At 64.4% G+C, this 19,661-nt stretch carries 16 protein-coding genes and 1 pseudogene; 4 read left to right on the top strand and 13 right to left on the bottom strand.

Annotated features, from left to right (window positions below; all coding sequences use genetic code 11):
- Positions 1-20: 20 nt before the first annotated feature.
- Positions 21-1,841, bottom strand: a complete 1,821-nt coding sequence (uvrC, locus tag SPICUR_RS04290; protein ID WP_023366415.1) for an excinuclease ABC subunit UvrC — start codon at positions 1,839-1,841, stop codon at positions 21-23.
- Positions 1,842-1,889: 48 nt separating this feature from the next.
- Between uvrC and SPICUR_RS04285 the strand changes: the two genes are divergently transcribed.
- Positions 1,890-2,717 (top strand): RibD family protein, encoded by an 828-nt coding sequence (locus tag SPICUR_RS04285; protein WP_023366413.1) that lies wholly within the window; start codon positions 1,890-1,892, stop codon positions 2,715-2,717.
- On the opposite strand, the gene SPICUR_RS04280 is transcribed toward SPICUR_RS04285, so the two are convergent.
- Positions 2,714-4,108: a class II fumarate hydratase gene (locus SPICUR_RS04280; RefSeq protein WP_041382201.1), complete on the bottom strand. Its 1,395-nt coding sequence runs from the start codon at positions 4,106-4,108 to the stop codon at positions 2,714-2,716. The two genes, SPICUR_RS04285 and SPICUR_RS04280, sit on opposite strands and share 4 nt — an antisense overlap.
- A 56-nt stretch (positions 4,109-4,164) precedes the next feature.
- Here SPICUR_RS04280 and purB point away from each other — a divergent pair, with 56 nt between their 5' ends.
- Complete coding sequence (purB, locus tag SPICUR_RS04275; RefSeq protein WP_023366409.1) at positions 4,165-5,547, top strand: adenylosuccinate lyase; 1,383 nt, start codon at positions 4,165-4,167, stop codon at positions 5,545-5,547.
- Between the two features lie 28 nt (positions 5,548-5,575).
- Here the strand turns inward: purB and SPICUR_RS04270 are convergent, their stop codons facing one another.
- The 9 genes and pseudogenes from SPICUR_RS04270 to cysM form a co-directional block, all read right to left on the bottom strand.
- Positions 5,576-7,552 (bottom strand): dipeptide ABC transporter ATP-binding protein, encoded by a 1,977-nt coding sequence (locus SPICUR_RS04270; RefSeq protein ID WP_041381660.1) that lies wholly within the window; start codon positions 7,550-7,552, stop codon positions 5,576-5,578.
- Positions 7,549-8,367, bottom strand: a complete 819-nt coding sequence (locus SPICUR_RS04265; protein WP_023366405.1) for an ABC transporter permease — start codon at positions 8,365-8,367, stop codon at positions 7,549-7,551. The genes SPICUR_RS04270 and SPICUR_RS04265 overlap by 4 nt, the downstream gene beginning before the upstream one ends.
- A complete protein-coding gene (locus tag SPICUR_RS04260) occupies positions 8,351-9,304 on the bottom strand; it encodes an ABC transporter permease (RefSeq protein WP_023366403.1) in 954 nt (317 codons plus the stop codon). Before SPICUR_RS04260 ends, SPICUR_RS04265 begins: the two co-directional genes overlap by 17 nt.
- Before the next feature lie 8 nt (positions 9,305-9,312).
- Positions 9,313-10,842, bottom strand: a complete 1,530-nt coding sequence (locus SPICUR_RS04255; RefSeq protein ID WP_023366401.1) for an ABC transporter substrate-binding protein — start codon at positions 10,840-10,842, stop codon at positions 9,313-9,315.
- Positions 10,829-11,386 (bottom strand): NUDIX domain-containing protein, encoded by a 558-nt coding sequence (locus tag SPICUR_RS04250; protein ID WP_023366399.1) that lies wholly within the window; start codon positions 11,384-11,386, stop codon positions 10,829-10,831. The genes SPICUR_RS04255 and SPICUR_RS04250 overlap by 14 nt, the downstream gene beginning before the upstream one ends.
- A gap of 21 nt (positions 11,387-11,407) precedes the next feature.
- Positions 11,408-12,400, bottom strand: coding sequence for a 23S rRNA (uracil(1939)-C(5))-methyltransferase RlmD (gene rlmD, locus SPICUR_RS04245; RefSeq protein WP_335324157.1), 993 nt, complete (start codon positions 12,398-12,400; stop codon positions 11,408-11,410).
- A 230-nt stretch (positions 12,401-12,630) separates the two neighbouring features.
- A pseudogene (locus SPICUR_RS10200) lies at positions 12,631-12,759 on the bottom strand (TRAM domain-containing protein); the annotation flags it as partial.
- Positions 12,760-12,764: 5 nt separating this feature from the next.
- Positions 12,765-13,535 carry a 3'-5' exonuclease gene (locus SPICUR_RS04240; RefSeq protein WP_023366394.1) on the bottom strand — a complete coding sequence of 257 codons (771 nt, stop codon included), beginning with the start codon at positions 13,533-13,535 and terminating at the stop codon, positions 12,765-12,767.
- Entirely contained in the window at positions 13,532-14,425 is an 894-nt protein-coding gene (gene cysM / locus SPICUR_RS04235; protein ID WP_041382196.1) for a cysteine synthase CysM, read from the bottom strand. Before cysM ends, SPICUR_RS04240 begins: the two co-directional genes overlap by 4 nt.
- Between cysM and tsaA the strand changes: the two genes are divergently transcribed.
- On the top strand, positions 14,426-15,160 hold the full coding sequence (tsaA, locus tag SPICUR_RS04230) for a tRNA (N6-threonylcarbamoyladenosine(37)-N6)-methyltransferase TrmO (protein WP_173391215.1): 735 nt from the start codon (positions 14,426-14,428) through the stop codon (positions 15,158-15,160).
- Here tsaA and SPICUR_RS04225 read toward each other — a convergent pair.
- Positions 15,157-17,160, bottom strand: a complete 2,004-nt coding sequence (locus SPICUR_RS04225) for a CocE/NonD family hydrolase (RefSeq protein WP_023366388.1) — start codon at positions 17,158-17,160, stop codon at positions 15,157-15,159. The two genes, tsaA and SPICUR_RS04225, sit on opposite strands and share 4 nt — an antisense overlap.
- On the bottom strand, positions 17,157-19,136 hold the full coding sequence (locus SPICUR_RS04220; RefSeq protein ID WP_023366386.1) for a mechanosensitive ion channel domain-containing protein: 1,980 nt from the start codon (positions 19,134-19,136) through the stop codon (positions 17,157-17,159). Before SPICUR_RS04220 ends, SPICUR_RS04225 begins: the two co-directional genes overlap by 4 nt.
- Before the next feature lie 147 nt (positions 19,137-19,283).
- Here SPICUR_RS04220 and SPICUR_RS04215 point away from each other — a divergent pair, with 147 nt between their 5' ends.
- The gene (locus SPICUR_RS04215; protein ID WP_023366384.1) at positions 19,284-19,652 is read left to right on the top strand and encodes a phasin family protein; all 369 of its coding nucleotides are present in this window, start codon (positions 19,284-19,286) and stop codon (positions 19,650-19,652) included.
- Positions 19,653-19,661: the final 9 nt, after the last annotated feature.

Raw genomic sequence — 19,661 nt, 5'->3', positions numbered from 1 at the left:
AAACCCTACCATGCCGTTTCCTAGCCATTGAGATGCCCGTGGATCCGCTCAGCCAGCGCTGTGCTGATCCCCTGGACGCTCGAGAGATCCTCGACGCCCGCACGCTTGATGCCCTTGAGCCCACCAAACTGCTTCATCAGCGCTTGCCGACGCTTGGCGCCGAGCCCGGGGATCTCCTCAAGGCTGGACTGCTGGCGCGCCTTACCCCGGCGGTTGCGATGGCCGGTGATCGCGAACCGATGCGCCTCATCCCGTACCTGCTGAAGAAGATGCAGCCCCGGCGATTCCGGCGCAAGGCGAATCTCATCCGCTCGCCCCGAGACCAGCAGCACTTCCTCGCCGGGCTTGCGCCGTGGGCCCTTGGAGATACCGACCGGTAGGACCCCCTCAATCTGGAGATCCTCGAGAACCGTCTCGGCCTGCCGCAGCTGGCCCTGGCCACCATCAATGAGCAGCACATCCGGCGGCGTTCCCTCACCGTCGCTGAGCCGCTTGAAGCGCCGCTCCAGCGCCTGATGCATCGCCGCGTAGTCGTCTCCAGCGGTGACATCCTCAATGTTGAAGCGGCGATAGTCATCCTTGATCGGGCCCTCGCGCCCCATCACTACACAGGAGGCTACCGTCGCCTCGCCTCGAGTGTGACTGATATCGAAACACTCGATGCGCTCGGGGATTTCCTCGAGCGAGAGCGCCTGTTGGATATCCTCGAAGCGCCGCTCCATGAGTGCCTCACCGCTCATGCGTGCACTCAGGGCGTGATCGGCATTACGCTGCGCCATCTCCATCCAGCGCCGGCGTTCGCCGCGAAGCCGCGAGGCGATCCCCACCCGGTGACCGGCGTCCTTGCTCATCGCCTCCTCAAGCACCTCGCCATCGGTGAGCTCATGGCTGATCAGCAGCTCGCCCGGCGGGGACTCGCCCAGATAGTGACGGGCGATGAACGCATAGAGGACCTCCTCCGGCGTTGTCTCCGGCGGCGTACGCGGGAACCAGGTCTGATTGCCGAGATTCTGGCCATCCCGGATCACGAATACCTGCACACAGGCGATATTCTCGCGCAACCGACAGGCAATCACATCGACATCGCCCTTGGCACCGGAGACATACTGGCGCTCCTGTATGCGTCGCAGGCTGGTGATGCGATCCCGCAACCGGGCGGCAAGCTCGAAGTCCTGCGCCTCAGCGGCCGCCTCCATCCGGCGGACCAGCTCATCGACGACCTCACTGCTCTGACCGGAGAGGAACATCTCGACATGCCGGACGTCTTTGGCATATTCATTTTCGCTGATGTAACCGACGCAGGGCGCGGTGCAGCGGCCAATCTGATACTGCAGACAGGGCCGTGTGCGATGGCGGTAGAAGCTGTCGCGGCATTGCCGCACGGGGAAGACTTTCTGCAGGTGGTTGAGTGTCTCGCGGACCGCGCCAGAGGACGGGAAGGGGCCAAAATGCCGCCCTTCGCCCCGGCGCTGACCGCGGTGGAACCCCAGTCGCGGGAAGTCCTGCTGGGTTGAGAGATAGATGAATGGATAACTTTTATCGTCGCGCAGCAGGACGTTATAACGCGGCCGGTGCTCTTTGATGAGGTTATTCTCGAGGATCAGCGCCTCGGCCTCGGTGTGGGTCACGGTGACCTGGAGATCGGCGACCTGTCCCACCAGCGCCTGGGTCTTGGCGTTGTGGGCGCCCTTGCGGAAATAACTGCTGACGCGCCGCTTGAGATTGCGGGCCTTGCCGACATAGATCACGGTGCCATCGGCATCGAACATGCGATAGACGCCCGGCCCGGTGGGCAGGGTCTTGAGGACGGGATCGGGGTCGAAAACGTTGGTCTCGCTCATGCCCCCATTCTAGCGCGCCGAGCGCCATTGCCGTATGGTCCGGCGGCCATGAATGAAGGCATCATCTCCTGCTATCCCACCGCGGGTGCCGAACGCCCTCTGGCCGGTGTCTACCTCGATACCCCCCTGCCCGATCAGGGCCGCTGCGGGCCCTTTGTCTACGCCAACTACGTGACGAGTCTCGACGGCCGCATCAGCGTGCCGACCCCGGCGGGGGGTCAGACGGTGCCAGGCAATATCGCCAACCCACGCGACTGGCGCCTGCTCGAGGAGTTGGCCGGCCCTGCCGATCTATTGCTGAGCTCGGGACGCTATCTGCGCGAGCTCAACGCTGGGCAGACCAGCGACATACTGCCCGTCGGCACGGGCGAGGCGCTCAGTGATATCCGGGCATTCCGCGCCCGACGGGGTCTCGCGCCCCAGCCGGATGTGGCGGTACTCAGCGTGAGCCTCGACTTCGCCGTACCGGATCAGCTGCTCGAGCAGGGCCGGCGGGTGATCGTCATCACCGGATCCACCCCTGACGAACGACGCGTACAGGCCCTTGAGCGGACCGGCGTCAAGGTCATTGCCCTGCCCGGCACGCAACAGCCCGGTGGTGAGGCGCTGGCAGCGCTTCTGGGCAGGCTGGGGTACCGGCGTATCTATGCGATCACCGGCCCCTATGTCATGCATACGCTGATCACCGCCCGTGTTCTCGACACGCTCTACCTCACCACGGTTCATCGGATCATCGGCGGCAGCCCCTTCGCGAGCATCTGCGAAGGTGATCTGCTGAGCGGGACCGCTGACTTCAGCCTCGCGTCGCTCTACGTCGATGCCCACGGCCCGGACGGGTGCACACAGACCTTCGCCCGCTACGATCTGAAGTACTAATCCGCCCCGGGAATACCGCCCGCGGTGAGCGTCTTTGGATCCAGCAGCCGGGTGAGCTCATCGTCGGAGAGATCAGTCATCTCCCGGGCGAGCTCCATGAGCGGCCGGCCCTCGGCGTAGGCGCGCTTGGCGATCTTCGCCCCCAGCTCATAGCCAATCTCGGTATTAAGCGCGGTGACCAGGATCGGGTTCCGGCCAAGCGCCGCCTCAAGCCGATCGCGATTGACGCTGAACCCCGCCACCGCCCGATCGGCCAGCGCCTGTGCGCCGTTCGCCAGCAACGAGATACTCTGCAGAAGGTTATGCGCCACCACCGGTAGCATGACGTTGAGCTGGAAATTCCCGGACTGACCGGCGACGGTGATGGTGGTGTCATTGCCAATGACCTGCGCCGAAACCTGCGCCACCGCCTCGGGGATCACCGGATTGACCTTGCCGGGCATGATGCTGCTGCCGGGCTGCAGCGCCGGCAGAGCGATCTCTCCGAGCCCAGCGAGCGGGCCGGAATTCATCCAGCGCAGATCGTTGCTGATTTTCATCAGGCTGACCGCCACCGTTTTCAGCTGCCCGGAGAGCTCCACGGCGGCATCCTGACTGCTGAGGCTCTCGAAGCAGTTGCGGCTTTGCTCAAAGCGCACGCCGCTGCGTCGCGTCAGTGCGGCCGCCACCTCGCCGCCGAATGCCGGACGGGCGTTGATCCCGGTGCCCACTGCCGTGCCGCCCTGAGCCAGCGCCCGGATCCGCTCCATCGCCTCACGAACACGGACCTCGCCCTGGCGGACCTGGTAGGCCCAGCCGCCCACCTCCTGACCAAGCGTGACCGGCATCGCATCCATCAAATGCGTGCGGCCAGTCGTGGTGACATCGCTGAGTGCCTCGGCGCGCTCCTCGAGGGTCGCCGCGAGATGATTGAGCGCTGGCCGCAATTCCTCTGTACAGGCCACTGCGGCGGCAACGTGAATGGCCGTCGGAATGACGTCATTGCTGCTCTGGCTCATATTGACGTGGTCGTTGGGATGGACCGTCGCTCCCAGATCCTCGCTGGCGAGATGCGCGATCACCTCGTTGGCATTCATGTTGCTGCTGGTCCCCGAGCCGGTCTGGAACACATCCACCGGGAACTGCTCATCATGTGCGCCATCAGCGACCGACTCAGCCGCGCGGATGATCGCACCGGCGATGGTCGGGTCGAGATCACCCAGCGCCTGATTGGCCTCGGCGGTGGCCGCCTTGATCAGCCCCAGCGCCTGGATGAAGCGGCTTGGCATGGCGAGTCCGCTGATCGCGAAGTTCTCCACTGCCCGCTGGGTCTGGGCGCCATAGAGCGCATCCATTGCCACCTGCAGCTCGCCCATGCTGTCCGATTCGGTCCGGAATCCCTGTGCACTCATCATCGTCTCTCCGGTTCTTGTAAACTGGTGTTTTATTTTGCAGCGGGTTGGAGCCCATGGAACTCAGTCAGCTTACCGCCATTTCCCCCATCGACGGCCGCTACAGACGCAAGACCGAGGCCCTGCAGGGTCTTGTCAGCGAGTTCGGGCTGATCCGCCACCGCGTTCTCGTGGAGGTGGAATGGCTGAAGGCCCTCGCCGCCGAGGATGCCATTGTCGAGGTACCGCCACTGTCTGACAGCGCAGCCCGGGCTCTCACCACCATCGCCACCGGCTTTGATGAGGCCGATGCCGCGGAAATCAAGGCGATCGAGGCGACCACCAATCACGACGTCAAAGCCGTTGAGTATTTCATCAAAACGGCCATGGCTGATCACCCGGAGCTGGCGGCGATCACTGAATTCGTTCATTTCGCCTGCACCTCCGAGGACATCAACAATCTCGCTTACGCGTTGATGCTGCGTCGTGCCCGTAATGATGTATTGCTACCCAGTGCGGATCAAATCATCGAGCGACTCACCGCGCTTGCCCACGAGCATGCCGAGGTGGCGATGCTCGCCCGCACCCATGGCCAGCCCGCCTCCCCGACCACGCTGGGCAAGGAGTTCGCCAATGTTGCGGCACGGCTGCAACGCCAGCGCGACCAGCTCGCAGCGGTCCCGATTCTCGGTAAGATCAACGGCGCGGTGGGCAATTTCAATGCCCATCTGAGCGCCTACCCCTCGATCGACTGGCCTGCGTTTTCAAAGCGTTATGTAGAAAATCTCGGGCTGGACTACAATGCCTATACAACCCAGATCGAGCCCCATGACGGCATCGCCGAATTGTTCGATGCGATGGCGCGGTTCAACACCGTTGGTATCGACCTGGTGCGGGATCTGTGGGGTTATATCGCTTTCGGGTACTTCCGCCAGCGCACTGTTGAGGGCGAGGTCGGCTCATCGACCATGCCGCACAAGGTCAATCCCATCGATTTCGAGAACGCCGAAGGCAATTATGGCATCGCCAATGCCCTGCTCGAGCATCTCGCCCGCAAGCTGCCCGTTTCCCGCTGGCAGCGTGATCTGACCGATTCAACCGTCCTGCGCAATATTGGCGTCGGGCTGGCGCATACGGTGATCGGCCACGAGGCCATGATGCGGGGATTGGGCAAGATCGCGGTCAATCATGAACGCATCGCCGCCGATCTCAACGATAATTGGGAGGTGCTGGCAGAGGCTGTCCAGACCGTGATGCGCCGCTATGGCATCCCCGAGCCCTACGAAAAACTCAAGGCACTGACCCGCGGTAAACGAGTGGACACCGCCGCGCTGCAGGCCTTCGTCGACGATCTCGAGCTGCCGGAGGCCGTCCGCGAGGAATTGAAGGCGCTTACACCGGCCCGTTATACGGGGCTGGCGGCGCCGCTCGCCAGCGATCTCGGAGCATCCCGCGGTTGAGCGCAAGCCATTGCAGGGCGATGAATTGTCAATCGACCGCCCCCGGCAGCGACTCGAGTGGCAGATGACAGTGCACCACCCGACCCGGTGACGGTTCACGTGCCGGGGGCGGCGTTTCAGCGCAGTGCGGCATCACATAGGGACACCGGGCGGCAAACGGACAACCCGGCGGCCGCGCCTCCGCACCCGGATTCTCACGTCGCGGTTGGGCGACGGGTGGGCCATCACTCACCCCGGGGATCGCGGCCAGCAGCTGGTCGGTATAGGGATGACGCGGGCCCTGGAACACCCCTTCGACCGGTCCCGACTCCATGATGCGGCCGAGGTAGAGCACCGCAATGCGATCGGCGATATAGCGCACCACCGCCAGGTCATGGGAGATGAACAGATACGCCGTGCCACGGCGCTGCTGTAGGTCGATCAGCAGATCGAGGACTGCCGACTGCACCGAAACATCCAGCGCTGAAGTGGGCTCATCGAGGATGATCGCTCGCGGGTCACCGGCGAAGGCGCGGGCAATCGCGACCCGCTGGCGCTGCCCGCCCGACAACTGCCCGGGGCGGCGCTCGGCCGTATCGACCTCCAGCGCAACCTGACGCAGCCGGTCGGGCACCGCCGCCCGTGCCTCGACCCGACTCAGGCCACCCAGCCCCCGCATCGCCCGGGCAAGCGCCGGGCCAATGCGGTGACTCGCATTCAGGGTGTTCTCGGGTGACTGGAACACCATCTGCAGTGCGCGACGCGCATTCGGGTTGCGTTGGCGCTGCTGTCGCGAGAGCGGATCACCATCAAGCAGCGCTGTGCCATCCACCGGCGCGGTCAGTCCTGTCAGCCCCCTTGCCAGCGTGCTCTTGCCACTCCCTGATTCACCCACCAACGCCACCGTTTCCCCCTCGCGCACATCGAGGCTGACCCGATCGAGGATGCGAACGCCACCGTATTCCATCACCAGGTCTTCACACGCCAACACGGGCCCGCCGATGGATCGGGTAGTGACCTCCGCGGGCGGCCGGTTACCGCCCGGTGGCGCGGTTTCCTCCGGGAAAAGACAGCGGCTGCGATGCGTTTGATCAAGCATGCGCAGCGGAATGTCCTGACGCCGGCAGGCATCCCGGGCGATCGGGCAGCGGGGTGCAAAGGCACAACCCACGGGTCGATTCTCCAGGGCGGGCGGATTGCCCGGGATCCACGCCAACCGTCCGGCTTGCCAATGCGCCTCACCTGTCGGGATACAGTCCATCAGCGATGCCGTATACGGGTGTCGCGGTTGCTCAAACAACTGCCTGACCGGTGCCGACTCCACGATCTCACCGGCATACATCACCGCCACTCGATCACAGACCGAGCGGACAACGGCCAGATCATGACTGATCAGCAGCATGGCGAGCCCCAGTTCCGCACGCAGCGTCTCGAACAGCGCGAGAACCTCCGCCTGGATACTGGCATCAAGCGCCGTTGTCGGCTCATCGAGCACCAACAGGTCCGGCGAACCCGCCAGAGCCATCGCGATCACCACCCGCTGCTGCATGCCACCGGAGATCTGATAGGGGTAGGCATCGAGTAGCTGTGTCGGCTCGGCGATGCGCACCTGCTCGAGCAGGCGAACGCTGGCGCGCCGCGCCTCTTCCACGGATTGTCCTTGCTGGTATTCGAAAATCTCGGTCAGCTGGCGGCCAATCGTCAGTGCGGGGTTAAGCGCGGTTGCCGGGTTCTGATAGACCACTGCGATCCGGTTGCCGCGTCGATCCTGCAGCGCCGCCGGGGTCAGCTCGGCAAGATCCTCGCCCTCAAGGCAGACACGTCCTCTCGGTATCCGGGCATTTTCAGGCAGGTACCCCAGCGATGCCATGGCAAGAGTCGATTTACCGCACCCGGATTCGCCGACCAGGCCGACCGTCTCGCCGGCCCCGACGACCAGATCCACGCCGCTGACGGCCTCAAGCCACCGACCCTTGCGACGGAATGAGATACACAGGTCCTCAAAGGCCAGCAAGGGTGTGCTCATTGCGTTTCCATATCCCGCAGGCCGTCGGAAATCAGGGAAAACCCGATGACGACAAAGCCAATCGCCATCGCCGGCGCCAGCACCGCCCACGGTGCTGTCGTGAGCAGGGATCGACTACTCGCGACCATCAATCCCCAATCCGGCGCGGGCGGTTGGACACCCAGGCCCAGAAACCCGAGCGTCGCCGATGTAAATACCGCATAACCAAGACGAATGGTTCCCTCCACCATGAGCGGACCACGGATATTGGGCGCGATCTCGACCATGAGCACCCGAAAATAGCCCTCGCCCCGAAGCCTTGCCGCCTCGACATACTCCTTACGGACTTCAGTGAGTGCGGCGGCTCGGGCGGTCCGGGCGATCAGCGGTGCGAACACCAGTCCGATCACGAGGATGACGTTGAACGTCGAGCTACCCAGCGCTGTCAGCGCCAGCAACGCCAGCACCACGATCGGGAACGCCATGACCGCATCCAGAAGGCGCATGATGACCTCATCGAGCCAGCGGCCATTGTAGGCGGAGATCAGTCCCAACAGCGTCCCAATGGCAAGCCCGAGCAATGTTGATGCCGGTGCAATCGCAAGCACATAACGGCCGCCGTGAATGACGCGGCTGAGGATATCCCGTCCATACTCATCCGTGCCGAACCAGTGCGCGAGTGACGGTGCTGCGGTGGTTGGCCCGACGCCCATCGCGGTTGGCTCATGAGGGGCGACCCAGGGGGCCAGTGCCGCGGTCACGACCCAGACCCCCACCATGACGATCCCCACGGTGAGTCCTGGCGAGCGACGCCAGAGATTACTCAGCGACTGCATCGCGCACCCGCGGATTGAGCAGGCCATAGACCAGGTCGGCGGTCAGGTTGGCAAGCGAGAACACCAGTGTCACCAGCAGCGTGCAGCCTGCGAGCAACGGCACGTCCTTGTTGGAGGCCGCATTGTGGAGCAGGCTCCCGATGCCCGGGTAACGAAAGAGACTCTCGACAACAACCAGTCCACCCACCAGCCAGCCGAGCTGCGCGCCGATCACGGTCACCGTCGGCAGGAGCGCGTTCCGAAGGACATGACGTCGAAGCACGATCCGCTCGGGCAAACCCTTAAGCCGTGCCGTGCGAGTGTAATCCGCCTCGAGTGCGCCGATCATGCCGGCCCGGGTCATTCGAAAGAGATAGGCAAACAGCAGCAGCACCAGACACATCGCCGGTAGCACCAGGCCATGGAGGATCGCCCAGAACCCGGCACCGGAGCCTGTCACGGCCTGCACCGGGAACCACGGAAGAGCAATACCAAAGGCCACGATCAGCACAACGCCCGTGACGAACTCCGGCATGGCACCCAGCGCCAGACCCACGATGGAAGCCACCCGATCGAGCGCCCCACCGGGGCGGCGCCCGGCCGCAACCCCAACGCCAATGGCCAGCGGGATGAGAATGCCGATCGCCAGCGCGGCGAGCACCAACGAGCGTCCGAGCCGTTCCAATGCAAGCGGCAGCACCGGCGTATTCAACGACAGCGACCGACCCCAATCGCCCTGCAGCACGCCCCCTATCCACTGGAGATACCGCACGACGATGGGTTGATTCAGTCCCAACTCCTGATTCAACGCCTCAACGGCGCTGTCCTGGGCGAACGGACCCAGAATGATCCGACCGACGTCGCCCGGCAGCACCGTTGTCATCGTGAAGATGAGCACCGATGCAACCAGCAGCGTCAGGCCAAGCAGCATCAGCCGCCGGGCGGTATAGCGCACCATGGACGGGTTCAGGTCACCCAGGTGCGAGTCAGATCAAGGAAGTTCGACATATTACCGGGCAGATTCATCACCCGCTCATTGACCGGTCGGAAGCCGTCCTTGAAATAACCGATGACCGCCGGGACCTCTTCCTGCAGGATTGCAGCGAGTGAGTCGGCAATCTCGGCACGCGCCTCTGGATCCGGCTCGCGCTCGAAATCATCGAGCAGTGCGTCGAAACGCTCATTCGTCCACTTCGGTGCATTCCAATCAGCGCCGCCGCGGAATGCCGCATTGAGGATCTGCCCCGGCGTCGCCCGACTCGCCCAGTCAGTCACACCAAACGTCACCTCGGTCCAATGATCGTAATAGACGTTCAACGGCTCGATCTTCAGATCAACCTGAATACCGACCTGACTCAACATCTGCTGGAGCATCTCGGCGTACTGCGGGAGCTCGGCAAGACGACCGACATGGAGGTCGATCGGGAAGCCGTCGGGATAGCCCGCCTCGGCGAGTAGCGCCCTCGCCCGTTCAAGGTCTTGCTGGCGCTGATCCAGCTCCACACCGACTGGATAGATCGGCGCGAGCGGGTGGTCATTGCCGATCGCCGCATTGCCGCCCAGCAGGACCTCCATCGCCCTCGGTCGATCGACCGCCAGGGAGACGGCCTGCCGGACGCGCACGTCATCGAAGGGTTTCTGGTCCGTGCGCATGGTGACCTGCGCGTGCGTCGCGGTGGGCTGAGTCACCATGCGCACGTTGTCGGCCTCGAAAAGGGGCCGGATATCGATATAACCCGCCGAGAGCATGGCATCCGCCTCACCGCCCTGCATGGCCAGTACCTGCGGCTGTGAGCCGTCGTAGAAGTCCATCTCGACACTGTCAAGGTAGGGCAGCGGATCATTCCAGTAACGCGCATTACGCTCGAGACTGGCGCCTTCCTGTGGGCGATACTCGGTCAGCCGGAAAGGGCCGGTGCCAATCGGATTATTCGCGAAGTCACCATCGTAATCGGCCGGCAGGATCACTGCGTTGTAGACGTGTGTGTAGTACGGGAAAGCGCCCACTGGACGATCCAGCTCAAAGCGCACCCCATAGCGCCCATCCGCGGTGACATTTTCGGGCTTGAGGAAGTCGAGCTGTGCGGCACCGGATGAGCCACTATCAGGCTGGACCATGCGGCGGAAGCTGGCGACTACATCCGCGCTCGTCATCTCCTGGCCGTTGTGAAACTCAACGCCTTCCCGAAGCTTGAAGTGCCAGACTCGGGCGTTGTCTTCTGATGACCAGTCGGTCGCGAGCACCGGGCGCAGGCTGAGGTCATCCTCGGCCCAGACCAGATACTCCGCGACCTGCTGGACGATGGCGATGACACCGCCGCCACTCATGGTCACCGGCTCGAGATTCTCGGCGAGCGGCAGCGCCATGCGGAGTGTTCCGCCGCGACTCGGGTTCTGTGCATGACCGAGCATCGGCCAGGTCCCAGTCGCGGTCACCGCACCGGCAACCCCCAATCCCTGCATCAGTCGCCGACGGCGACGATCAATCAAATCCATAGCTCGACATTGCGGCCGGAACGGCGCCACTGTCGATCATGGCGATGGCCTGATCCGCTGGCACCACGTGCAGGCGGATATCCTCGCCCTCATCCGGGTGGCCATGGCCCTCGAGGCGCAGGTCGCGGCTGTCGACCTGGGCGCAGTAGAGCTTCGCCGTCTGTGAGCTGCCGCCGGGGCTGACCAGATAATGGGCCATCGGGACGAGTTCACCGAGCGCGCAGTCCGACTCCTCGCGGGTCTCGCGGTGGGCAACCGCCTCAGGCTGCTCGCCGGGCTCGATGATCCCGGCGACCGGCTCGAGCAGCCACGGTCCAAAACCACTATCGATCGCCCCCTGGCGAAACTGCTCCACCAGCACCACCCGATCGAGCCATGGGTCATAGGGCAGTACGGCCACCGCATTCCCGCGCTCAAGCCGCTCGCGCACCAGCGTCTCGCTCTGACCGCCGCCAAACAGCGCATGCCGAAGCGTCAGTCGACTGATTCTGAAGAAACCCTCATAGACGGTCTCGCGGCGAACGATCTCGTAGTCTCGGCTCATCGGTAGCACTCCATGGGGGGATCAGCGGCTGAACACCGCCATCGCCTCGGCGTGGCCGGTATGCGGAAACATATCCATCAACCCGGCCGCCTCCAGCCGGTAGCCATAGCGATGCACAAGCTCGCCGGCATCGCGGGCGAGGGTCGAGGGCCCGCAGGAGACATAGACGATGCGCGATGGCCCGAGGTCGGCAATGGCGGGCAGTACTTCCAGCGCGCCGGAGCGCGGCGGATCCAGCAGCACTCGATCGATCCCACCGCCCAGCCAGTCGGCATCGGGCCCCAGACGGGTGAGATCGGCCGCCTCGAAGCGGGCATTGTCGATGCCATTGAGCGCGGCGTTCTCGCGTCCCCGGCTCACCAGCGCCTCGGCTCCCTCGACACCGATCACCGACGCGGCATGCCGGGCGATGGGCAGCGTGAAATTCCCCAGCCCGCAGAACAGATCCAGCACCCGGCTTTCGGAATCGAGGGCAAGCTGTTCGATGGCCTGAGGGACCATCTGGCGATTGATCGCCGCATTGATCTGGGTGAAGTCAGTGGGCGCGAAGGCGAACGACAGACCGAAATCGTCCAATCGATAGTGGAGGCGCTCGGTACTGTGGCCAACCGGGGCGACCGTCGACTCATTGCCGGGCTGCTCGAAGATCAGCAGATCATGGGCATGACCGAAGGCGATCAGTGCCTCCCGGTCGACGGGGGCCAGCTCGCGAAGATTGCGGAACACGAGCCCCACGCTGTCATCGCCGGCCGCAACCTCGATCTGCGCGATTCGATCGGGAATGGTCAGCCCGCGCACCAGATCCGCCAGCGCGACGAGCAGATCCCCGACCCGCGCGTCGAGAACGTGGCAGGACTCGATATCGGCGACGAACGGACTGAAGCGCTCGCGAAAGCCGACCAGCACCCGGTCATCCTTGCGCGGGACGTACTTGACGCCAAGCCGGGCCCGCCGCCGGTACCCCGCGGGGGGGCCCGGTACCCGGCGGTGGGACCGGTCAGCGGTGCCAGCCAGCGATCCGGTACGACATCACCGCCATGGCGGAGCAGCTCCGCGAGCGTCGTTGCCTTGTGCCGGACCTGAGCCGCCGGATCCATGTGCTGGAGACTGCAGCCGCCGCAGACCCCGAAGAATTCGCAGGGCGGCGTGACCCGGTCGGCAGCAGGTTCCGCCACCACCGACAGCGCCTGACCTTCCTGCTGCCGGCGGCGCTGGCGGCGGATATCCACGCTGACACGCTCGCCCGGCAGCGCCCCCTGGACGAACACCGTCCGCCCGTCGTTATGACCGATCCCCCGGCCCTCGTGACTGATGCGATCGATATCCAGTTCGATCGGCGCCTGCGGCAATCGCCCGCTGCGTCGTCCACCCATGCGTATCAGCCCGTCCAGGCGTTGAGGAATTGATCGAGATGCGGCCTATCAGCCTCGGTCAGCGCGTCGCGGACCCGCTCACACTCGGTGGCATAACCACTGCCGTCGAGCTCACCGCGCAGAAGCCGAAAACGCAGCCAGAGCAGGTAGGTATTGAGCACATCGTGTTCGCAGTAGTCGCGCACGGCATCGAAGTGCCCGGCATCGATTTGATGGCGCACATCGGCCCCACTCATTCCCAGCTTGCCAGGCAGACCGCACAGCGTGGCAACCTGATCGAGCGGCGCCACAGCGCGCCCGGAGTAGCCCGCCAGCACATCCATCAGGTCGGTGTGACGGTCATGAAAGCGGTTCTGATAGTTATTGAACCGGAATGAGCGATCCTCATCCCCGGTCTCCCAGTAACGCGGCGCGCTGAGCCCATGGATCAGCCCGCGATAATGCAGTACCGGCAGATCAAAGCCACTGCCGTTCCAGCTGACGAGCCGCGGTACATAGCGCTCAATCCCATCGAAGAACCGGTCGATGAGGCGCGCCTCGTCATCACCGCCCTCGCCCAGCGAGAAAACCGTGAAGCGGTCCCCGATCAGCGCAGCGACCGAGATCACCACCACGCGATGAAGGGGTAGGCGCAGGAAATCCGAGCCGGTCTCCTCGCGCCGCATGGCGAGCATGGCCTCGGCGGCTTCGCCGTCCCCAAGCCCGTCGAGTCCATGCAGTCGTCGGCCACCGGCCACATCCGGCACGGTCTCGATATCGAACGCGAAGACGTTCATTGATCAGGAAACACGCCGCTCGAGAGATAACGGTCGCCGCGGTCGCAGACAATGCTGACGATGGTGGCGTTTTCCACCTCGCGGGCGATCTGTAGCGCGGCCCACAGTGTCCCGCCGCTGGAGATGCCCGCGAAGATCCCCTCCTCGGCCGCCAGCCGCCGGGTCATGTCCTCGGCCTCATCCTGGGCCACCTCGACCACCCGGTCGACCCGCTGCGCCTCGAAGATCGCCGGCAGGTAGGCTTCCGGCCATTTGCGGATGCCGGGGATGCTCGCCCCCTCGCGGGGCTGGGCACCGACAATCTGGACATCCGGATTCTGCGCTTTCAGATAGCGTGACACGCCCATCGTCGTGCCAGTCGTCCCCATCGAGGCGACGAAGTGTGTGACCGCACCATCGGTATCGCGCCAGACCTCAGGGCCCGTGCCCAGGTAGTGCGCCCCCCAATTGTCGGGATTGGCGAACTGATCGAGCACCCGACCCTTGCCCTCAGCCTGCATGCGCTGGGCGAGATCACGTGCGCCTTCCATGCCCTCTTCCTGGGTGACGAGCACCAGTTCGGCGCCATAGGCACGCATCGACGAGCGACGCTCCATGGTCATGTTCGCCGGCATGATCAGGATCATCCGATAGCCCTTCACCGCCGCCGCCATCGCCAGCGCGATGCCGGTGTTACCGCTGGTCGCCTCGATCAGCGTATCGCCGGGCTTGATCTCGCCACGATTCTCGGCCTGGACGATCATATTGAGCGCCGGACGGTCTTTCACCGACCCGGCCGGGTTATTGCCCTCGAGCTTGAGCACAACAGTGTTGGATCCGGTATCCGCCAGCCGCTGGAGTCGCACCAGCGGGGTGTTACCGACGCATTGATCGACGCTTGGATATGCCATATGGAAATTGTAACGCAGTATCATCCCCACATGGATATCCAACCGATTGCCACCGTTCGCAGTGACTTCGAGGGCCGCTTCGGCACCCCACGGCAACCGGGACTGGTGCCCGACGCTCGCGCCGAGGTTTTGCTCCACCCGCCATTCAACGACCCGGACGCGCTGCGCGGCCTCGCAGACAGCAGCCACTGCTGGCTGATATTCGGCTTTCATGCCAACGCCGACCACAGCTGGCGCCCAACGGTCCGGCCGCCACGGCTTGGCGGCAACCGGCGGCTGGGGGTGTTCGCGACCCGCTCGCCATTCCGCCCCAACGGCCTTGGACTCTCGCTGGTCCGACTCGCCGGCGTGCTGGATCCACCCGGTCGGGGGCTGGCCATCCGCGGAGCCGATGTAATGGACGGGACACCGGTGTTTGATATCAAGCCCTATCTACCCGCCATTGAGGCACCGGCGGATGGCCGCGCGCCGGAGGGGCTCGGCACCGCGTCACCGCAGCTCGGCGTTCGCTGGAGTGATGCGGCGCAGGCGGCGCTTACGGCCGCCCCGGCCCATCTCGGCCCACTGATCGAGCAGACCCTCGCCGCCGACCCACGCCCCGCCTATCACCACCGCGGCGGGCGGGAGTACGGCATGCGCCTGCTCGGCCACGAGGTGCACTGGGTGGCCAGAACCACCGAGGCGCGGGTCATCCGCATTACCCCGGTGGACGCCGCGCCAAGGCCTGGGTGCTAGATCCGGGAGCGCGGGATCCGACGAATCCAGTTGCGGGAGAACACCCGCTGATCGCCCTCCCAGGCATCGAGCTCCGCGGTGACATAGAAACCCGTTTCATCGGCCTCGAGTCGGGTTCGGGTGCGGGTTTCGACACGCCAGTCACCGCGGCGCAGGCCATAGCTCGATACCACCTCACCGGTCGCGCTCTGCGGATCACCATCGCTCAACCAGTAGCGCTCACAGGTGTGATCACTGAGGGTAAGATCGACCTCCTCCAGTGTCCGGGTGCCGTTATCCATGATCACCTCGAGCTCAGAGGTGGCATGCTCGAGATCGCGCTGTACCCGCCATCGATGATCGGCTGCACGCTGCTCGGTGACTGGCGCCAGCTGCAGATCATCCGGCGCGGCGAACACCGGCGCTGACTCCTCAGAGGGCTCGACGCGGCGCACCGGCAGATCCAGTGCGGTGGCCTCAGGGCTCACCGTCAGAGTCACTGGCTGCGGCGCCGGCCAGATCAGCGGCCAGTAAGAGCTCGACAGCGACAGCCGCAGGCGGTGACCGGTCGCAAAGCGATGACCCAGTTCATTGAGACGGATGGTGACATCGACATCGCTGCCCGGTTGTAGATCCTGCGGCTGCGCGTGCCCGTCGCGGTGGCAGAGATTGAGCACGCCATAGCTCACCCGCGTCGCCGCGCCGTCCGGGGCAATATCCGAAAGGCGTACCGCGACCTGGGCACTGGGCTGATCGGCACGGACCCGCAAGCGCAGCACCGGCGCGCCCAGCAGCTCGAGCGACTCAGCAAGCGCCGCGGTCTCGAAATTGAGTGCACCGCCGTCTTCCTCACGCTGGTCATAGGGCAGATCCGGCCCATCGGCATAACTGCACCACTTACCGGCGAAAAGCCCCAGGCTGAGTGGCGAGTGCAGGGGGACCGGCGCAGCGCCCGATGGCGCGGGTGTTGAATCCAGTTGCCCGGTCTCGCTGGGATAGAGCGTCTGGGTGTGGATGCGGGGAACCGGCCAGGTCGCCTCACTCACCCAGCGCCCGGGGCGCGCCCGGTAGCGGGTCGCCGGTGCGGCTGCATCCTGAATCCAGGCCCTGAGCATGGGCGCATGATCGACACCATTGTCCACTCCCTTGAGCCACCGGTCCCACCAGCCTTTAACGGTCTGCTGGAAGGCAATCGCCGGCCCCGGCACGCCCTGGTGGGGATAACGGTGGCTCCAGGGCCCGACGATGGCCTGCCGCGGCACGGTCAGCTTGTCCATGAGCCGGAATACCGCATTGGTATACCCATCCGCCCAGCCACTCACCGCCATGACCGGGCAGCGGATGGCCGTGTAGTCCTCACACACCGAGCCATGACGCCAGTAATCATCGCGACTGGGATGCTCGAGCCACTCCATCAGCCAAGGCTTGTCGGCCTCGAGGCGCTGATGCCATAGCGACCGCCAGTCCTCACCCCGCAGCGCGGGATCCGGTGGCAGACTGTTGAATGCAAACATCACCGACGACCATGACAGGTTGTCACCGAGCAGGCAGCCGCCCATGGTGTGGATGTCATCAGCGTAGCGGTCATCGGTCGAGCAGACCGTCACAACCGCCTTTAACGACGGCGGTTGCATCGCCGCGAGCTGCAGGCCGCTGAACCCGCCCCACGAGATCCCGATCATGCCCACACCCCCATCACACCAGGGCTGACGGGCGAGCCACTCGATCACCGTATAGCCGTCATCGAGTTCGCGCTGCAGGTACTCGTTCTCAAGCACCCCACCGGACTCGCCGCTGCCGCGGATATCCACGCGCACACTGGCGTAGCCGCGTTCAGCGAGCCAGCGATGCAGGGTCTCATCACGGCTGCGGGTGTGATCGCGTTTACGGTAGGGAATGTATTCGAGTATCGCCGGCAGTGGTGACGACTCGGCATCCGCCGGTCGCCAGATCCGCGCGGAGAGTGTCACACCATCCGACATGGGGATGCGCACATCCTCTTCGATCCGGATCGCCGTCATACGCCAGCCTCCGAACCACTCCGATCGGTCAGCGCCACCTGGGCCGGCGGCGCTCCGCCCTGCTTGTCCGCACCGAAATAAACGGTCATGTGCGGATAGGGGATCTCGATACCGACTTCGTCGAACAGATCCTTCACGCACCGGTTGTACGCCCGACCCACCGCATACTGCATACCGGCGGTCGTGAGAATGCGCACCCGGATATTCACCGAGCTGTCGGCGAGTGCTGTCACGCCATCCACCTCGAGCGGCCCGGTCACTTCGGCGCTGATATCGGGCATTTTCAGCAACCGCGCGTAGGCCTCGTGGAGATGATCGATGACCTCGCCCAGATTCTCGCGATAGGCGACCCCGTATTCACCCAGGTGATAACCGAAGTCGCGGGTGTAGTTCGAGACGGTGTCGACCGAGGAGAACGGCACCACATGCAGCGTCCCGGAGAGATCACGCAGCCCCAGCGAGCGGATGCTGAGCCGCTCCACCGTCCCGCTGATCCCGCCAGCGGTGATGAAGTCGTCCTTGTGGATCGCATCCTCGAGCTGGATGAACACGCCGGTGATGATGTCCTGGACCAGTGTCTGGGCGCCAAAACCGATCGCCAGGCCAATCACACCGGCGCCAGCGAGCAGCGGCCCGATATCAATGCCAATCTCCGAGAGCGCGATCATGCCCGCGAGAATCAGGATGGCGATTGCGATGACGTTGCGAAACAGTGCCAACAGCGTTTTCTCGCGGGCACCGGGTTCGCCCTCACCGGTATCAGGATTGAGTCGATCCTCGATCCAGCTTGCCGCCAGCAGCCAGCCGCCCAGCGACAGGATAGCGATGCCGAGCAGTGCAGCAATGGCACCGATGAGTCCCTGCCCCTCAGGCGTCCCCAGCCATGCGCGCACATCGGCAATGGCCCAGACATCGGCGACAGCCGCCACCAGGGTGACCACCAGCAACAGATTGATGACGCGCACGAGCTTGGGCAGCCAACCATCGAGGCGGGTTGGCAGCATGGGCAGGCGCTCGCGGACCGATGCGGGCAGATACTGACCGATACGGCGCAGATTGCCCGCGGAGGTGCCGATAAAGCCCACTGCGAGGATGATCAACAGACTGACCGCGCTGGCGCGGAGCATGAAAACGAACGCGCTCGGCGGCGCGACCACCACCAGTCCGGCGAAGATCGCGCTATAGGCGCCTGCCAGCAGATGCCAGATGCCCGCCAGCGGCCGCAGCATGGGTCGATAGAAGCTGTTCCTGCCATGGCCGCCACGCGTCAGCATCCACTCTCTGATCGGATGACGGACCGCGTGGATGGCGGCGAACACGCCGAGCAGCACGAAAAGCACCAGCACCGCCTCAACGAGCAAGGCGAACGCCGGGAAGTTGATGGCGACCACCGGGGCGATGAAAACAACGCTATAGACCCCCGTGCACGCAAGCCGTGACAGCCGCGCCTCCCATCGCTCGGCAACGGTGTCGTCCAGTGGCAGCAGGCGGGCGGCGCTGGTGCGCGGCTCGAGGAAGATGCAGATGACCAGACGCGCGATTTCGGCGATCACGAATGCCAACAGAAAGCGCCCGGCGGCGGCCGACCAATCCGGGGCCGCCACCGCCCCAAGCAGCAATGCGCCGTATCCAAGGGCCGCGATCACCGCCACCTTGCTACCCTGCACAGCGATCACCGCCGCCATGACACCAACGCCACGCAACGGCCCCAGACCCGGTGCGGCCCGGCGCTGCCACGTGGCGAGCCGGTTGATCAGAGGATCACCGCGATGGCGCAGGATCCGCTGTAACAGAAACACCAGCGCGATCAGCCCCGCCAGTCGGCCAGCGCTCACAGCAGTCTGCAGGTCCGCAAAGTCGATCACCGCGGCCGGCAGCGCCCGCGCCTCGTCGACGAGCTGCATGCCCCAGGCGGTCAGGGCCTCACGGGCTTCACCGATCCACCCGATCAGGGCCGATCCATTGTCACTCAGCATGTTTGATCCCTTTTTTCAGTCGGCGTATACCCTAGCAAATCCAGGGCAGGAAATTTTTTGTTGCATCGCACCAAACGCATTGCTATATTGCACTGCAACAAGGCACCAAAGCCTTGGATTTGATACCGCAGATAGAGGAACCAAGCGATGACGAACGAAAACTTTAACAAAGCCAACGAGCAGGCCGAGAAGATGTTCATGGGCCCGACCCGTGACTATGCCAAGCTCGCGATGGACTATGCCGAGAAGATGATCGACGCCCAGATGGAAGCGGCGAAGACCTATACGGACATCGGCATGCAGCAGGCGCGCGCCGCGCTGGAGGTCAAGGACACCGAGGCACTCAAGACCTATGCCGAAGAGCAGCAGAAGGTCGCCAAGGAAATGACCGAGCGGGTGAAGGGCGACGCCGAAAAGGTTGCCGCCATGAACCAGGACTTCGTCAACGAGGCGCGCAAGCTCGTGGAGACGAACGTCAAGAACGCATCCGAGACGGCGACCAAGTCGACGAAGTAAATCCGGTCT

Origin of the sequence: Spiribacter curvatus (assembly GCF_000485905.1) — a bacterium.
Taxonomy (GTDB): Bacteria; Pseudomonadota; Gammaproteobacteria; order Nitrococcales; family Nitrococcaceae; genus Spiribacter; species Spiribacter curvatus.
The sequence above is the reverse complement of the archived record's forward strand: the minus strand, read 5'-3'. Positions and strand labels throughout refer to the sequence as shown.

Bases quoted from the DNA above. Each gene is read 5' to 3' on its own strand.
- SPICUR_RS04265 (WP_023366405.1), bottom strand. From the start codon at position 8,367: ATGCAGTCGCTGAGTAATCTCTGGCGTCGCTCGCCAGGACTCACCGTG.
- SPICUR_RS04270 (WP_041381660.1), bottom strand. From the start codon at position 7,552: ATGAGCACACCCTTGCTGGCCTTTGAGGACCTGTGTATCTCATTCCGT.
- SPICUR_RS04240 (WP_023366394.1), bottom strand. From the start codon at position 13,535: ATGAACGTCTTCGCGTTCGATATCGAGACCGTGCCGGATGTGGCCGGT.
- SPICUR_RS04260 (WP_023366403.1), bottom strand. From the start codon at position 9,304: ATGGTGCGCTATACCGCCCGGCGGCTGATGCTGCTTGGCCTGACGCTG.
- uvrC (WP_023366415.1), bottom strand. From the start codon at position 1,841: ATGAGCGAGACCAACGTTTTCGACCCCGATCCCGTCCTCAAGACCCTG.
- SPICUR_RS04255 (WP_023366401.1), bottom strand. From the start codon at position 10,842: ATGGATTTGATTGATCGTCGCCGTCGGCGACTGATGCAGGGATTGGGG.
- purB (WP_023366409.1), top strand. From the start codon at position 4,165: ATGGAACTCAGTCAGCTTACCGCCATTTCCCCCATCGACGGCCGCTAC.
- SPICUR_RS04215 (WP_023366384.1), top strand. From the start codon at position 19,284: ATGACGAACGAAAACTTTAACAAAGCCAACGAGCAGGCCGAGAAGATG.
- SPICUR_RS04280 (WP_041382201.1), bottom strand. From the start codon at position 4,108: ATGAGTGCACAGGGATTCCGGACCGAATCGGACAGCATGGGCGAGCTG.
- tsaA (WP_173391215.1), top strand. From the start codon at position 14,426: ATGGAAATTGTAACGCAGTATCATCCCCACATGGATATCCAACCGATT.
- SPICUR_RS04225 (WP_023366388.1), bottom strand. From the start codon at position 17,160: ATGACGGCGATCCGGATCGAAGAGGATGTGCGCATCCCCATGTCGGAT.
- cysM (WP_041382196.1), bottom strand. From the start codon at position 14,425: ATGGCATATCCAAGCGTCGATCAATGCGTCGGTAACACCCCGCTGGTG.
- SPICUR_RS04285 (WP_023366413.1), top strand. From the start codon at position 1,890: ATGAATGAAGGCATCATCTCCTGCTATCCCACCGCGGGTGCCGAACGC.
- SPICUR_RS04220 (WP_023366386.1), bottom strand. From the start codon at position 19,136: ATGCTGAGTGACAATGGATCGGCCCTGATCGGGTGGATCGGTGAAGCC.
- SPICUR_RS04250 (WP_023366399.1), bottom strand. From the start codon at position 11,386: ATGAGCCGAGACTACGAGATCGTTCGCCGCGAGACCGTCTATGAGGGT.